This window comes from Proteiniphilum sp. (genome assembly GCF_040307845.1).
In the GTDB taxonomy this organism is placed as follows: Bacteria; Bacteroidota; Bacteroidia; order Bacteroidales; family Dysgonomonadaceae; genus Proteiniphilum.
Genome location: NZ_JAWRIS010000027.1, coordinates 161,769 through 176,552 on the forward strand (window position 1 = coordinate 161,769; position 14,784 = coordinate 176,552).

The following is a 14,784-nucleotide window of genomic DNA, read 5'->3' on the forward strand; positions in this document are numbered from 1 at the left end:
CTATTTATTTTAATAACCTAATCTTGAAAGCACCTGATCACTGATATCAATGCTGGGGGAAGCAAAAATGATCGATGTGGCTGAAGCCCTGTCAACTACGAGGGTATAGCCCGATTCAGTGGAGACGGCTTTCACAGCCTCATAAATGTCATCCTGTATGGGTTTGATAAGCTGCTCCTGCTTTTTGAACAGCTCGCCCTGTGGACCGAAATATTTATTCCTGAGTTCCTGGATAGCATTCTCTCTGGCTACGATTTCGTTCTCCCGTTTGGTTTTTTCATCTCCCCGCAGGGTAGACAAATCGGCCTGGTATTTTTTATACATGGCATCCACAGTTTTCACCTCTTTATCCACTTCACTCTCCCACTGCTTTGAGAATGATTCCAACTGCTTGTTGGCACTTTCATAAGTGGGGATCTTCTTCAGGATATATTCCATATCGATCAGGGCATATTTTTGTGCATAGGTGCTCCCCATTGCGAATGCCATAAATATTCCCATTAAAAAAAATATTTTCTTCATATCATTCTTATTTAATTGTTATTTATTCAGTTGTTATTCAGCTTCGCTGTTATTCAGTTGTTATTCACTCGCTCCGCTCGTGTAATTCGTGCTTCGCACGTAAATGCAAATTACCAGCGAATTACTATTGAATTACTACCGAATTACAACTGAATAACCATCGAATTACTACCGAATTACAACTGAATAACCATCGAAATACAACTGAATAACTACCGAATTACAACTGAATAACTACTGAATAACTACTGAATATAAAGACGGTCCCGGCAATAAAACGTTTACAGGTATCTTAATAAATTATGTTAAACGTATTAGAACTCCTGCCCGATAATAAAGTGGAACTGACTGCCACCTTTCTCTCTCGTACCCCGTCCGTATACCGTATCAAATCCGTATGCCCAGTCGATTCCCATCAGTCCGATCATCGGCAGGAAGATGCGTGCCCCCACACCGGCTGAACGTTTCAGGTCGAAAGGATTCACATCTTTCACTTCCCACCATGCGTTCCCCGCTTCGAGAAAGGCTACTCCGTAGATAGTGGAATTGGGTTCCAGGATAAACGGGTAGCGTAATTCCAGGCCGAGACGCGTATAGGCACGGGCATTTGTGGCAATGGAGTTATTCTCGTATCCACGCAATGCTATATTTTCGGTGGCAAAGGTAGTAGTATAACCCGTCATCCCGTCACCCCCCACATCGAATGTTTCGAAAGGAGTCTGTTTGTTTTTATTGTAATGTCCCAATACTCCGAATTCGACCCTGGTGGCCATCACCGGTGTCCTCTTTACGGTCATTGGTGTCAGTGGTGTGAAGGTACGTATCTTCAACTTCCACTTATGATATTCGTTCCATCTGTATTTTTCAGGATCGCTGTACGCTATTTTGGCGTAGTCTTTCCCGTCCCATAATGAGAAAGGAGGTGTGGCACTTACACTCAAAGTGAATTGAGAGCCGGTCCGCGTGTAGATAGGATTGTCCGTGGAAATACGGGACAACGTCAATCCGAGTGTAATACTGTTACTATTCCCGGTCTGGAAGGGGAAATAATTATATCTCCAGTTCTTCAGGTTATAGAGCTGGTAGCCTATCTCTGCCATAAACTGGAAATAATCGTCGGGCCATTCGAGCCTTTTTCCGTATCCTACTGAGACTCCCACCATATTGAATACCTGGTTCGGGTCGTAGCTATATTCCATGGCATCCTGATAATAACCGCCATATCCTCCATAACCATACCCCCCGTACCCTCCATAGCCATACATATAGGGATTGCTATACATATTCTGGCTGTAATAACGTTCGTTCATCCCTGTCATTCTCGAATAGTATACACTAAATGACAGGTTGTTAGGCCTTTTCCCGCCAAACCAGGGTTCCATAAACTGAAACTGGTAGGATTGATAATACTGGCCGTTGGTCTGCGCGCTCAACACCAGCGTCTGTCCCTCCCCCTGCGGGATGATCCCCCTCTGCATAGAAGGATTCAACAGGTTTTTCAGCGAGAAGTTGTTCAGCCGCAAACTGAGTTTACCCACTAATCCGGTCACACCCCATCCGGCGGAAAATTCGATCTGGTCGTTCCCTTTTGAAGTCAGCGGATAGGTAATATCCACGGTTCCGTCTTCAGGATTGGGATTGATTCCTCCCGAGATATCTGCGGAGAGAGCTTCAGGATCGAAGTGCCCTGTCTGCGCAATTTCACGTACTGAGCGCAGCAGGTCCTCCTTGCTGAATACAGCACCCGGTTTTGTCCGTAGCTCGCGGCGGATGATATCTTCATAGAGACGGTCGTTCCCCTGGATGATTACCCGTTTGATAGTAGCTTTAGGGCCTTCTATCACACGAAGTTCAAGGTCTACCGAGTCATTCTCTATATTAATTTCTACAGGGTCTATATTGGAAAACAGGTATCCGTTATTCTGGTACAGGTTGACAGCCGCATCTTCATCGGAAAGCAGCCTCTCCTGTAATTTTTTCTGGTTATACACATCACCAGACGACATATTGAGCAGTTGCCCCAATTGAGAAGAAGGATAATGGGTATTTCCCACCCAGTTGATGGAACGAATATGGTACAATGGCCCTTCTTCCACCGCAATCTCTACGTTCACCGTCTTCTCGTCATGCTTATAGACCGTGTCGCGGATGATCTCCGCATCGCGGTATCCTTTTTCATGGTACTTATTGATAATATTATTCTTGTCTTCCTTATAAAGATCCTCCACAAATTTTTTGGAACGGAAGAGGTTGGCCAGTTTTCCCTTCTCGTTGGTCTTCTTCATCGCCTTTTTCAATGTGCGGTCGGAGAGTTCGCTGTTCCCATCAATGGTGATCTTCTTCACCTTCAGCTTTTCCTTCTTGTCGACATCAATTTCCAGCACCACCTGGTTCTTTTGTGTGGCATCGGGACGCTGCATAATCCGCACTTCCGCATCACCAAATCCTTTCTCCGAGAAGTAGCTTTTGATGATCACTTCCGCACGTGATATCTGGGGAGGGGTGATCTGGTTACCTTTCACCACGCCTAATTTTTTCTCAATATCTTCCTGCTCACCCTTCTTCATGCCGGTATAGCGGATATCACTTACCCGCGGCCGGTCCGTCAGACGCAACTCTAGCCAGACACTGTCACCCTCCACCTTGGTTTGCAATATCTTTATATCTGAAAAGAGCCCGTGACGCCAGAATTTCTTGACGACACCGGATAGTTCATCACCGGGGATTTGTATCTGCTGGCCTTTGGACAACCCGGAAAATCCTACGAGGGTAAACTTCTGCTCCTCATACATCGTTCCTTCCACACCCGTCACATCGATATCGGCTATGTAGTATTTTTTGGGAGCAGCCGTATAATTTACGGTAGATATGTCCGCAGCAGATGAGGGAATGGTATCATTGGTTTGCGCCTTGGACACAAACTCCGACAACATGATAAATAACAGAAGTAAATAAGATATTCTCTTCAACATTGTGATATTTTTCTTTTCTCTGACTCTCACCTCTCTATCTGGTCACTGGTCTTCCCGTATCTCCTTTCCCGTCCCTGGTATTCGATGATTGCTTCGTACAAGGCATCATCTCCAAAATCGGGCCAAAAAGTACCGGTAAAATAAAATTCTGCATAGGCACATTGCCACAACAGAAAATTGCTTATACGTTGTTCACCCCCTGTCCGTATCAACAGGTCGGGATCGGGAATATCACGGGTAGTAAGATATCCTGCAAAAGTTTCTTCATCAATATCTTCTTCCTCTAAAACCCCTTTTACTACGTCTGCAGCCATGTTCCTTGCTGCTGTGGATAGTTCCCATTTCGAGGAGTAACTTAGCGCAAGCACTAAAGTAAGCCCTGTTCCCTCAGCCGTTTCCCTGATACATTCTCCCAGAGCTGTACGGGCATACGCAGGAAGACGATCCATGTCGCCGATAGAGCGGATCCTGACCCCGTTCTTTTTCAGGTCGGGAGTCTCCCGCGAGATGGCGTATACCATCAAATCCATCAACCCCTTCACCTCTTCGGTGGGACGGTTCCAGTTTTCCGTGGAGAACGCGTAGAGCGTCAGGTACTGTACCGATGCTTTCGATGCAGCTTCTACTACCCTTCTTATTGCATTTACTCCTTCCCTATGTCCTTCGCCCCGCCCCAGCCCTCTGGCTTTGGCCCATCGACCGTTGCCATCCATAATAATGGCGACGTGGGCAGGTAGGCGGTTTTTGTCTATCTTGTCAAGCAACGACATCTTCTTTATGTCTGAATTGTTAATTCCCATGACAAGGGTCTTCACGCTTACTGAATTCCCATGTCAGAAAAATCATTGTGAATGAATACCAATCCTTGTTTTTAAGGAAACTGCTTTCAATGCCGAAAGGATTATCCAGGTTCCATCCGGTGGTTTTCTCAGTTACATCGAAATCGTCGCCAAACAGTTTTCGCATTGAAAACTCAATGCCGATATTCATCCTGTTTTTTAATTTATACTTAAATCCCACTCCAAAAGGGATATTCGCTCCAAAAAAAGTTTTATTCCCCGTCGCATAAGTGCCACCTACCCCTGTAAACAGGTAAGGAGTATAGGGTTTCGTCCCCAGATAAGCATACTTATCGCTATACGGGAAAAAATTAAACTCTACCTGTGCCCCCAACTCTGCCAGTGTGCGGTGAAAAGAGGCTTGCTGCGCAAACGGAAAACTGTTTCCCGCATCTTCACTCTTCCCTGAAACATTGGCTACGGATATACCGGTTTTGATACTCCAGAGAAAATTGAGGTTGTACCGGAACAAAAGTCCTCCACTCATTCCGGGATGAAGGTAGAACTTGGTCCTGTTCGCATCGCCCATATAAAATGACGTGCCGGCAGCCCCTCCGATTTCATACTTGTATTCCTGCGCCTGAATATCTATATTGGATATCATCAAAAAGAAACCCATTATAAAAAGTGAGACAACGACAGAGTTTTCATTTTTCATTCTGATGCGTATTATTGTCTCAACTCTAACGCAAATTTAGTACATAAATTGTGATTTTTTCTATCAATCAAGGGCAAACTTATTGAGCCTGCCTTTCCAGATATCCACAAGTTGGGTATTGGATGAAGATATTCCGCCGAATATCCATATATTATTGTCCGCATCAGTAACGACTGAGGTATTCGTCCTTCCGGCAAAATTTTCCGGGAAGGACTGGTTCTCTTCCGCTTTAATCCAATCTTTGCCATAATTGTCGGAATACATCAATATATTTTTCCCGGCTGATGTGGCAATCAGGTAAGGTTTGTCGTCGTAATAAAAGAGACTGCTCCCTTTCAGGATACCATCCGGCCTTTTGGATGTGATATATTGAATAACCCCTCCATCTTCCTGGAGAATCCAAATATCGTTGTTGAGGGCATCACTGGTGGTATTTCCACCCGACAAGAAGATGAACTTGCTGGCATAGGAAGTCTTACTCTCCACTTTCATTGCAGTAAAATCTATTACCGGCATATTAGCCGGAAGGTCGTTCATCAGCACAATATCCGAGAAATCGTTGCTTGCCCGGGCAAACCTGACCTTTTCGTCGTGACTGACAGCCAGCAAAATATTTCCGGCAGCAGCATTGGGAAGTTCGCCGTAAATCGCTTTCACTTCATATTCTGTTTGTACTATGCTCCAATTGGCACCATCGGGAGAGTGATAAACCGCACCTGTCGCTGCATCAAGAGCATAGATAATGTTCCCCGATGTGATCAGCGAGGAAAGACGAAGCGTGTGAGGGATACCGGGGAGATCATCTACCGCTTCCCATCCTGGCGTATCGGAGATCTCTGTTGACACTGCTTTAATCTCGTCTCCCGACCGATAATAGGTGTAAAACCGGTCTCTGTAGAGGATGGTTGCCTGACTTTCTACCGGAGAATTGAGATAGTTTTCCCCTATTTTTTTCCAGGTAAGAATGTATGGATCTTCCTGGTATATATTCAGTTGAAAATCATAATTCTTTGAGGTGACACCATCAGGAGCCGTAGTTTTGATCTTGCGTAATCTGGGGATGGCGATTGAATCAGAACTGCTCCATGCGTAAGAACTGTCAGGCTCGAGGGTAACCTCTATACCCGAGAATCCATAACTGGTCGATCCGGTGAGGCTCAGCATGACACTATCCACATGAAAGCCGTAAGGAAGCGGCTCCCTGTTAAATAATTTCCCATTTACCTGGTCTATCGTAAAAACTACTCCCGGCAACAAACTGGTCGTATCGGTTTTGGAGGAAATAGAGATAGCATATATTTGCGGATCGGTAGGATATTCCATATTGTTGTCAGATGAACTTAAACAGGAAGAGAACAACAATAAATTCACGATAAGTACCGATGCCCCAAGGAAATATTTAGATATCATTTGTTTCAAAAATATTGTACACCAAGTTATTTAGGATATGCAAAAGTAGAAAGATTTTTCTCTTTAACCATATTAAAATGAATATTTAATGAAAATTTCGAGTTATTTTACTCTTTAAATGAAATTGAACCGAGCCCGGGTAATTCCTGCAAGCAACTATATCCCCCTGGATGAGCGGTGCTCTCACACCCGACTGGAGGCTTTTTTCAGCTATTTCAAGATAGGCTTCGTCCCACATCTCTTTTTCAATGAAAGAGGTCAATAATTGAGCGCCCCCTTCTATCAACAGGGAGTATATTTTCTCATCATATAAGCCAGCCAGTATTTGCCTGTTTGTATCTCCTGAAAAGTCTATTACGATGTGTTTCACATTCTCTTTTTTCCCAGTATGGGAAGGAGCGGATGCGGTGAAAACGATGGTAGGTACCGTTCCGTCAAAAAGGAATGCATCGGCCGGAATTTTATTCTCCCTATCGATAACCACCCTTACAGGGTCATTGCCAAACCATTTTCTGGCCGTCAGACGGGGATTGTCCAGGAGAGCGGTGTGAGTGCCGACCATGATTCCCTGTACCTTTGTACGAAATTTATGCACGATAGCGTGCGTCATCGTATTGGATATAATAACCGGACTCTTTCCATCACCCGGTATACGAAGGTAATCCATGAAACCGTCGCTGCTCTGTGCCCACTTCAACAGTATATAAGGCCTGTGATAAAGCTGGTTCACAAAGAAAATCCTGTTCAAATCACGGGCTTCTTTCTCCAACAGGCCCACTGTTACTTCAATACCGTTTTCCCTCATCATCGCAATTCCTTTTCCTGAGACTTTGGGATTGGGATCACCGGTAGCTACCACTACACGGGGGATTCCTTTTGTAATGATCAACTCCGCACAGGGAGGAGTCTTACCATAATGCGCACAGGGTTCAAGGGATACATAGAGCGTTGAGTCGGCCAGTAACGCACTGTCCTTTACGGAAGCAATGGCATTCACCTCTGCATGCCCCTCACCATATTTCCGATGGAATCCTTCCCCGATGATTTTACCGTTATGTACTATTACAGCACCTACCAAAGGGTTCGGTTTTGTGAAGCCTTCCCCCTTGCGGGCAAGCTGAAGGCATCTTTCCATAAACAGTGGATTGATTTCCATTTTTTTATTATTATCTTTATAGAAGATAAGATGCGCCTCGGAAAAGTTCAAACAAGTTTGGCTTTTCACTCGGCTTTCATTATCTTTACCATCGTTATGCAATATTCGATTCAACATACCCTACAGAACACCCTACAGGAATTGGAAGGCCTCTACTCCAAACCGGAGATATCCGTCCTTACGCGACTTATCCTTGAAGAGGTATGCGCCCACAAAAATACTCATTTATCCGGTTCAGAGCGCAGGAAGGCTGAAGATATTGTCCATAGGCTGAAAAGCGGAGAGCCGATACAGTATATACTGGGAAAAACAGAATTTTATGGAATGCCTTTTGCCGTTACGCCCGATGTGCTTATCCCCCGCCCTGAGACTGAAGAACTTGTAGAGTGGATTCTCGCAGAAAACAAGTCGGAAGGCCATTCAGTGCTGGATATCGGGACCGGCAGCGGCTGCATCGCGGTAGTGTTGGCAAAGAAAATGCCCGGCAGCCATGTATATGCCTGGGATATATCGGAAAGGGCAGTGAAGGTAGCTTCCGAAAATGCATTCCTGAATGGAGTGGATATAGCGTTTTCGGTACGGGATATTTTTCTACCTGTGGATATCCATACCGCTTTTGACGTGATAGTAAGTAATCCTCCTTATGTGACCGAATCGGAAAAAGTGACCATGGAAGCTAATGTACTCGGGTTTGAACCTCATCAGGCGCTTTTTGTTCCCGACGATCACGGTTTGATTTTTTATGAGCGGATTGCCGACGTAGCCCTCGCATTATTACATCACAACGGTGAGTTATATTTTGAGATCAATAGGGAGAAAGGCGTAGAAGTGTGCAATATGCTCCGGGACAAGGGTTTTGTCCTTATCGAACTGAGAAAAGATATATCGGGGAATGACAGGATGGTGCGTGCCGTAAAACCTGAAGAACATGGATAAGAAAGGAGGGGGCATTACCGAAGAGATGGCTTATGCAAGGATGGCACGGGTATGCTCACAAAAGGAGTGTGCCCCCTTTGATATTACCCTGAAACTAAAGAAGATGGATCTGCCGGAGCCACTGGCAGGCAAGATCATCGAACGGCTCAAAAAAGAGAAATACCTTGACGAAAAGAGGTTTATCCGTAGTTATATCCACGATAAACTCCATTTCAATAAGTGGGGAAAGAAAAAAATTATACTCTTTCTGAAGCAGAAGCAACTTCCTCCCGAACTGATTGAGGGGGTTTTTTCCGAACTTCCCGGGGAGTCGTTCGGCGAATCCCTGCAACCGGTACTTGAGAAGAAATGGAAAAGCATCAAAGGTGAATCGGACTACGAAAAACGGGGAAAATTGATCCGGTACGCGTTGGGCAGAGGATTCTCCATGGATGAGGTAATGGCTTGTATGCAAAAAATGAAGATAGGGGAGAGTTTTGATGAAACGGAATAATTTGTTGAATCAACTGGTACATCTTTTCTATCCGAACGTGTGTGTGGTCTGTGGCGGAGAGTTGCTGCCGGGGGAAGAAGGAGCCTGCCTGCAATGCCTGTATAAATTGCCGAGGACCTATAATTTCAGGGAATTGGATAATGATGCGGAAAAACTGATGGCCGGGCGTATCCCTTTCGAGCGGATCGCCTCTTATTGTGTCTATACCAAAGGTGGAACCCTGCCTCCTTTGATCCATCATCTGAAATACCGCCACAAGCAGGATATCGGCCTGTTATTGGGAAGGATGTTCGGTAAAGACCTGATGGGAACTGAGTTTTTGAAACCTGTTGAGTTGATCGTCCCTGTACCGCTCCATCCTAAAAAAGAAAAATTAAGGGGATACAACCAGGCGGAAATAATTGCGAAAGGTCTTTCCGAAACTACCGGCTTACCGGTCTCCACAAATAACCTGATTAGGATAGTATACAATCCCACGCAGACAAAACGCAGCAAAACGCAGCGTTGGGAGAATGTGAAAGATATTTTCAAAGTGACTAATCCATTGCTGTTCGAACGGAAACACCTTTTGCTGGTAGATGATGTGATTACAACAGGATCTACACTGGAAGCCTGTGGAATAGCTCTAAGCATATGCAAAGATTTGAAAATCAGCATAGTTACCCTGGGAGAAGTATTTTAGCCTTATTTTTTTCAGAAATTGAGGGTAAATAATTTTGAAAAAGTGTACTTTTGTAGTTAATCTGTGTAAATGTGGATAAAAAAAAGGTTATCAAAATAAATAAATCATATGAACACGCTACAGAAATTAACAGCCGAGAAACTGCTAAGGATTAAAGCCATTAAGTTACAGCCCTCAAACCCGTTCACGTGGGCTTCGGGTTGGAAATCACCTATATATTGTGACAATCGGAAACTGATGTCTTATCCGGCTATCCGTAATTTTATAAAGGTGGAGTTTGCACGCCTTGTCCTTGAGAAGTATCCACAGGCCGACGCCGTAGCAGGCGTTGCTACGGGGGCTATTGCTCCCGGTGTGTTGGTGGCCGACATACTCGGCTTACCCTTTGTCTATGTCCGTTCCGCACCGAAAGACCATGGTTTGGAAAATATGATCGAAGGTGACTTGCGCCCAAAGCAAAAGGTGATCGTGATTGAAGATCTGGTTTCTACCGGAGGCAGCAGCCTGAAAGCAGTGGAAGCCATCCGGAACAACGGTTCGGATGTGTTGGGAATGCTGGCGGTGTTTACTTACGGATTTCCTTATGCCCAAAAACGAATGCACGATGCACGGGTGGAACTCACCACGCTTTGCAATTATGACGCGATCCTGGATGAGGCGCTGGCGACCGATTATATCGATGAATCGGAATTGCAGACGTTGCAGGACTGGCGCAGAGATCCGGAAAACTGGGGACAAACCGTAAAAAAGGCAAAGAAATGACCGAATTTACCAGTGGGGTAAAAACCATTCTGCACAACGATGCCGATGTGTTCCGTGTGCTCTCCGATCTCCGCAAACTCGAATTGGTAAAGGATAAGATTCCTGAAGACAAACTCAAGGATTTCACGTTCGACCAGGATAGCGTTTCCTTCCGGATAGACCCGGTAGGGACAGTGTCTTTTCTCGTGGTAGAGCGTGAACCGAACAAGTTGGTGAAGTTCAAATCTGACAGGCTGCCTTTTGATATTTTCCTGTGGATACAACTGGTATCCAAGGCGGAAAAAGATACCCGACTGCGAATGACGGTAAAAGCCGACCTGAACCCCTTTATCAGGGGAATGGTCGAAAAACCGATGAAAGAAGCAGTGGAAAAGATCTCCGAAGTGTTGGCGCAGTTGCCCTACGATCAGGTATAACCTGATCATGCAATACCTGCCTGCTCTATTAACCAGGATATACCACTTCCAATTCCAACTCTTCCCCGGCCGTCATTCCGACCGGCACGAAACCGTTTTCCACAGGAAGTTCTTTCCCGTTCTTCTTTATTGCCGTGGCCTGATCGGGTACTTTCAATTGGAAAGTATTGCCTGTTCTTGCTCTCAGAGTGATGCGCGTCGCCTTTCCATCCTTCCATGTCGCGTCCGCTTCCGCTCCTCCCCTTACACAAAGCCCTTTGAAGCTTCCATCCGGCCATGTCGATGGCAAGGCCGGCAGCAGGTGGATATACCCATCCTGGCTTTGAATCAACATTTCAGCGATCCCTGCCGTACCTCCGAAATTACCGTCAATCTGGAATGGCGGATGAGCACAGAACAGGTTCGGATAGGTCCCGCCTCCGCTACCCATCTTCACCTCACTCCCATAAGCCGGCTCCAGCAAGCTCTTTAAAAGCTTATAAGCCCGATCGCCATCATGCAGGCGCGCCCAGAAATTCACCTTCCACGCTCTTGACCACCCTGTGCCGGCATCACCACGGCGGTCAAGCGTCTTCCGTGCAGCTTCCGCCAGGTCGGGCGTTGTGACGGGTGATATCTGGTTGGAGGGGTGCAACCCATAAAGATGGGAAACATGCCGGTGTTGCGGGTCTACCTCCTCATAATCCTCCAGCCACTCCTGTAAATATCCGTCGGGGCTGATTTGCATCGGCGGCAACTGGGGAATTGTTTCCCTGATCTTTGCCGTAGTCACGTCGTCTATCCCCAGTATTTCTGCGGCAGAAAGTATATTGGAAAAGAGTTCTTTTATGATTTGCACGTCCATGGTCGGCCCCATGCAGACATATACCGCCTCCCTGCTTCTGGGGAGATAAAATCCGTTTTCAGGCGAAGAGGAGGGAGCGGTGACCAACCATCCTTGCTTCGGTTCCCGGATCATGCTGCCCAGAAAAAAATCGGCAGCACCTGCCAGCACGGGATAGATGGATTTCAGGTATGTTTTATCCTGGGTAAAGGCGTAATGCTCCCAGAGATGTTGGCAAAGCCAGGCACCCCCTGTATTGGTAGCGCCCCAGGAGGCGTGCTCCCCGGGCGCTGTGAATTTCCAGGGATTAGTCATCATGTGCGCCACCCACCCTTCAGCACCATAAAAGGTTTGCGCCGTTTTCTCTCCTGACGGTACGAGTGATACCGTGAAATCTGTCAAACCCCTGTGTAACTCCGACAGGTTGCATACCTCTGCCGGCCAGTAGTTCATCTGCAGGTTGATATTCAGGTGGTAATCCCCGTTCCAGGGCGTCTGCACCTGGTTGGCCCATAACCCTTGCAGGTTGAGCGGTAAATTGTCTTCACGGGTGCCGCAGATCATCAGGTACCGGCCATATTGAAAATAGAGGGCAGCCAATGCCGGGTCATCATCCCTTTGAAACCGGATAAGCCGTTCATTGGTCGGCGTTATATTGTCCTGCTTGCCGAGATTCAGCTCTACTCTGTCGAATTTCTCCCTATACACATCGACATGGCTGTTTTTTAGCCGGTTGTACTGCGTATTTTTTGCCCGTGTGAGTAACTCTCCCGCATATCCAGAATAGGTTGTGAGCCGCTCTTTGTCGAGCATATCCGTCGCGTTGGAGATAAGGATAACCGCCTCATCGGCACCGGACAGGGATAACGAGTTGGCAGACGAAGCCAGCGTTCCTCCGTTGTTTACAATTTCCAATTGCGTAAGGAAGCGCACCCCCTTTTCCCCGTCATGCCCGTCGTTCAGTTGTCCTTCCATATAAAGGATATTATCCTTTACCGAGACCGTGGCCCTTTCCGGGCGACTTAATTTCACCTCAAAAGAGAGCGATTCCTTTCGATCGGCGGTCAGCCGGATCACCAGCACATCATCTGCGTGCGATGCGAAATATTCACGTGTATAGGTGATACCGTCGCGGTTGAACTGGGTGGCAGCCACGGCATCATTGAGGGAGAGCGTTCTTTCATAAGCTCCGATCACACCTCCCGACGGCGGATAGTTGCCCGTACTCGGATAGCTGTAGTTGACATCCAAATCGCCCAACGTCTGGAATGCCCCATACGGGGCATCTTTCCCACTACCGTGGGAAGAGCCTTTTCCGCCGCAACGGAAGTAGCTGTACATTAATTTTTGGGCATCCAGGTTCTTGCCCGCGAGCAATAGTTCCCGTATTTCAGGCAGATAAGTGATCGCATCCGGACTGAATGCCTCACTGTCTTCACTTCCCGACCACATGGTAATATCATTCAACACGATATGTTCAGTATCGATACCGCCGTCGGGCATCATTCCGATACGGCCGTTACCCAGAGGAAGGGTCTCTTCCCACACGCTGGCAGGTGCATTATAACGTAAAATCAGCCTTTGCTGGAATACACCTTCCTTGGAGCATTGCATCCATAGCCCCGCCAACATTACCAGGAAAAAAAACGGATATTTCTTCATACGATAGCGTTTATTTCAAAATCACCTCAATCACCGGCACATCGTAATCCGGACGTTCCACCGGAAGGTCCAGGATAACATCGTTCTCTTTTGAAGTCTCCACAGTATGGCTGCCGGACTGGGTACGTGAATGGAATTTTATTTCTGAAGCGTCATTCAATAGCTGCACATATTCGATCTTGTCTTTCAACCCCGGCAGATGAAGCGACTTGAAAGGCCACTCAAGCACATGGATATACAGCCTGCGCGTTTCGGGGTTATAGGTCAGAAGGCAATTCGCGGGAACTTTATACTCCTCCGGCGCCTGGGTACAGCCGTAAATCGACCGGCTATGGAATTTCATCCATTCGCCTATGCCGTCCAGGCGTTTATTGGCGCGTTCATCAAACACTCCTCTTGCGGTAGGACCTACGTTGAGTAGCAGGTTACCTCCCTTGCTTACGGTTTCTACCAGCATCACGATCAACTGGTGCGTACTTTTCCATGTATATTGGTCACGATAGTACCCCCATGAGCCGGAGAAGGTCTGGCAGGTCTCCCATGGTACCCGTTCACCATTGACGGTGGGCCACTCCTGCGGCATAAATTGTTCAGGGGTGATAAAGTCCCATCCCCAGTCGGTATGGGCCAAATCCATCCTGTTGTTGATGATAATCTGCGGTTGCAATTCACGGGCGAGTCTTGCCAATCCTTCCGAATCCCAATCCTCATGCCCTTTTCCTCCTTCGCCGGAATAGGAGAAGTCCATGAACAGTTCATCTATCCGGCCGAATTGGGTCAATAGTTCCCGCAACTGGTCTTTCATATATTGGCGGTATATGTTCATATCCCGCTTTGCATTTTCCTTCTTCCGTTCTTCCGGGTCGGTCGGGACCGGAGGATGACTCCGGTCGAAAGCAAAGTGCGGATGATGCCAGTCGATCAGCGAATAATAAAATCCGATGCGTATCCCTTCGGCGCGGAAAGCCTCCACGAAAGGTTTTATAAGGTCTTGCCCGTAAGGAGTGTTGGTTACTTTATAATCGGTGTATTTGGTATCCCACAGGCAAAATCCATCGTGATGCTTGGTAGTCAGCACCACATACTTCATACCGGCTTTTTTAGCTTTGGCAGCCCATTCCCTGGGATCATAAAGGTCAGGATTGAAATGATCGAAATATTTTTTATATTCGGCAGCCGGAATTTTTTCGTAGAGTTGCACCCATTCGTGCCTTGCCGGCATGGCATATATACCCCAATGGATAAACATGCCGAACCGGTCGTGTGTCCACCATTCCATCCTTTGGGCTTTCTGTTCCTTGGTTTCACTCCATGCACGTTGTTGGGAAAACAGCGGATTGCTGCAAATCATAGTGAGGAACAGAACAGCCAAAATCATTTTTCTTGTATTCATAGCGATGAATCGTTATATTTGTTATGATAAAGTGCAATGTGGACGATCTCCGGAATGGGA

General features: G+C 46.7%; 13 protein-coding genes. 5 read left to right on the forward strand and 8 right to left on the reverse strand.

Annotated elements, in window-relative coordinates; all coding sequences use genetic code 11:
* Nucleotides 1-9: 9 nt before the first annotated feature.
* The 6 genes from ABV001_RS06665 to ribD form a co-directional block, all read right to left on the reverse strand.
* Nucleotides 10-522 (reverse strand): OmpH/Skp family outer membrane protein, encoded by a 513-nt coding sequence (locus tag ABV001_RS06665; RefSeq protein ID WP_352422067.1) that lies wholly within the window; start codon nucleotides 520-522, stop codon nucleotides 10-12.
* Nucleotides 523-836: 314 nt separating this feature from the next.
* Nucleotides 837-3,494 (reverse strand): BamA/OMP85 family outer membrane protein, encoded by a 2,658-nt coding sequence (locus ABV001_RS06670; protein WP_352422068.1) that lies wholly within the window; start codon nucleotides 3,492-3,494, stop codon nucleotides 837-839.
* A gap of 26 nt (nucleotides 3,495-3,520) precedes the next feature.
* Nucleotides 3,521-4,264: an undecaprenyl pyrophosphate synthase gene (gene uppS / locus ABV001_RS06675; protein WP_352422124.1), complete on the reverse strand. Its 744-nt coding sequence runs from the start codon at nucleotides 4,262-4,264 to the stop codon at nucleotides 3,521-3,523.
* Between the two features lie 19 nt (nucleotides 4,265-4,283).
* On the reverse strand, nucleotides 4,284-4,991 hold the full coding sequence (gene porG / locus ABV001_RS06680) for a type IX secretion system protein PorG (protein WP_352422069.1): 708 nt from the start codon (nucleotides 4,989-4,991) through the stop codon (nucleotides 4,284-4,286).
* A gap of 63 nt (nucleotides 4,992-5,054) precedes the next feature.
* Entirely contained in the window at nucleotides 5,055-6,401 is a 1,347-nt protein-coding gene (locus ABV001_RS06685; RefSeq protein ID WP_352422070.1) for a DUF6242 domain-containing protein, read from the reverse strand.
* Nucleotides 6,402-6,486: 85 nt separating this feature from the next.
* Complete coding sequence (ribD, locus tag ABV001_RS06690; RefSeq protein WP_352422071.1) at nucleotides 6,487-7,557, reverse strand: bifunctional diaminohydroxyphosphoribosylaminopyrimidine deaminase/5-amino-6-(5-phosphoribosylamino)uracil reductase RibD; 1,071 nt, start codon at nucleotides 7,555-7,557, stop codon at nucleotides 6,487-6,489.
* A gap of 96 nt (nucleotides 7,558-7,653) precedes the next feature.
* Between ribD and prmC the strand changes: the two genes are divergently transcribed.
* The 5 genes from prmC to ABV001_RS06715 all read left to right on the forward strand — a co-directional run bounded on the left by prmC (nucleotide 7,654) and on the right by ABV001_RS06715 (nucleotide 10,846).
* Nucleotides 7,654-8,493 (forward strand): peptide chain release factor N(5)-glutamine methyltransferase, encoded by an 840-nt coding sequence (gene prmC, locus ABV001_RS06695; RefSeq protein ID WP_352422072.1) that lies wholly within the window; start codon nucleotides 7,654-7,656, stop codon nucleotides 8,491-8,493.
* Complete coding sequence (locus ABV001_RS06700) at nucleotides 8,486-8,986, forward strand: regulatory protein RecX (RefSeq protein ID WP_352422073.1); 501 nt, start codon at nucleotides 8,486-8,488, stop codon at nucleotides 8,984-8,986. Before prmC ends, ABV001_RS06700 begins: the two co-directional genes overlap by 8 nt.
* Nucleotides 8,973-9,668 carry a ComF family protein gene (locus ABV001_RS06705; RefSeq protein WP_352422074.1) on the forward strand — a complete coding sequence of 232 codons (696 nt, stop codon included), beginning with the start codon at nucleotides 8,973-8,975 and terminating at the stop codon, nucleotides 9,666-9,668. Before ABV001_RS06700 ends, ABV001_RS06705 begins: the two co-directional genes overlap by 14 nt.
* Nucleotides 9,669-9,776: 108 nt before the next feature.
* A complete protein-coding gene (gene pyrE, locus ABV001_RS06710; protein WP_352422075.1) occupies nucleotides 9,777-10,430 on the forward strand; it encodes an orotate phosphoribosyltransferase in 654 nt (217 codons plus the stop codon).
* Nucleotides 10,427-10,846 (forward strand): SRPBCC family protein, encoded by a 420-nt coding sequence (locus tag ABV001_RS06715; protein ID WP_352422076.1) that lies wholly within the window; start codon nucleotides 10,427-10,429, stop codon nucleotides 10,844-10,846. The genes pyrE and ABV001_RS06715 overlap by 4 nt, the downstream gene beginning before the upstream one ends.
* A gap of 28 nt (nucleotides 10,847-10,874) precedes the next feature.
* Here ABV001_RS06715 and ABV001_RS06720 read toward each other — a convergent pair whose 3' ends face one another.
* Both ABV001_RS06720 and ABV001_RS06725 read right to left on the reverse strand, forming a co-directional pair.
* Nucleotides 10,875-13,331 carry a glycoside hydrolase family 95 protein gene (locus ABV001_RS06720; protein WP_352422077.1) on the reverse strand — a complete coding sequence of 819 codons (2,457 nt, stop codon included), beginning with the start codon at nucleotides 13,329-13,331 and terminating at the stop codon, nucleotides 10,875-10,877.
* 10 nt (nucleotides 13,332-13,341) lie between these two features.
* On the reverse strand, nucleotides 13,342-14,724 hold the full coding sequence (locus ABV001_RS06725; RefSeq protein ID WP_352422078.1) for an alpha-L-fucosidase: 1,383 nt from the start codon (nucleotides 14,722-14,724) through the stop codon (nucleotides 13,342-13,344).
* Nucleotides 14,725-14,784 lie beyond the last annotated feature (60 nt).

Excerpts from the sequence above, each read along its gene's own strand:
- ABV001_RS06665 (WP_352422067.1), bottom strand. The coding sequence starts at position 522 with ATGAAGAAAATATTTTTTTTAATGGGAATATTTATGGCATTCGCAATG.
- ABV001_RS06670 (WP_352422068.1), bottom strand. The coding sequence starts at position 3,494 with ATGTTGAAGAGAATATCTTATTTACTTCTGTTATTTATCATGTTGTCG.
- uppS (WP_352422124.1), bottom strand. The coding sequence starts at position 4,264 with ATGTCGTTGCTTGACAAGATAGACAAAAACCGCCTACCTGCCCACGTC.
- porG (WP_352422069.1), bottom strand. The coding sequence starts at position 4,991 with ATGAAAAATGAAAACTCTGTCGTTGTCTCACTTTTTATAATGGGTTTC.
- ABV001_RS06685 (WP_352422070.1), bottom strand. The coding sequence starts at position 6,401 with ATGATATCTAAATATTTCCTTGGGGCATCGGTACTTATCGTGAATTTA.
- ribD (WP_352422071.1), bottom strand. The coding sequence starts at position 7,557 with ATGGAAATCAATCCACTGTTTATGGAAAGATGCCTTCAGCTTGCCCGC.
- prmC (WP_352422072.1), top strand. The coding sequence starts at position 7,654 with ATGCAATATTCGATTCAACATACCCTACAGAACACCCTACAGGAATTG.
- ABV001_RS06700 (WP_352422073.1), top strand. The coding sequence starts at position 8,486 with ATGGATAAGAAAGGAGGGGGCATTACCGAAGAGATGGCTTATGCAAGG.
- ABV001_RS06705 (WP_352422074.1), top strand. The coding sequence starts at position 8,973 with ATGAAACGGAATAATTTGTTGAATCAACTGGTACATCTTTTCTATCCG.
- pyrE (WP_352422075.1), top strand. The coding sequence starts at position 9,777 with ATGAACACGCTACAGAAATTAACAGCCGAGAAACTGCTAAGGATTAAA.
- ABV001_RS06715 (WP_352422076.1), top strand. The coding sequence starts at position 10,427 with ATGACCGAATTTACCAGTGGGGTAAAAACCATTCTGCACAACGATGCC.
- ABV001_RS06720 (WP_352422077.1), bottom strand. The coding sequence starts at position 13,331 with ATGAAGAAATATCCGTTTTTTTTCCTGGTAATGTTGGCGGGGCTATGG.
- ABV001_RS06725 (WP_352422078.1), bottom strand. The coding sequence starts at position 14,724 with ATGAATACAAGAAAAATGATTTTGGCTGTTCTGTTCCTCACTATGATT.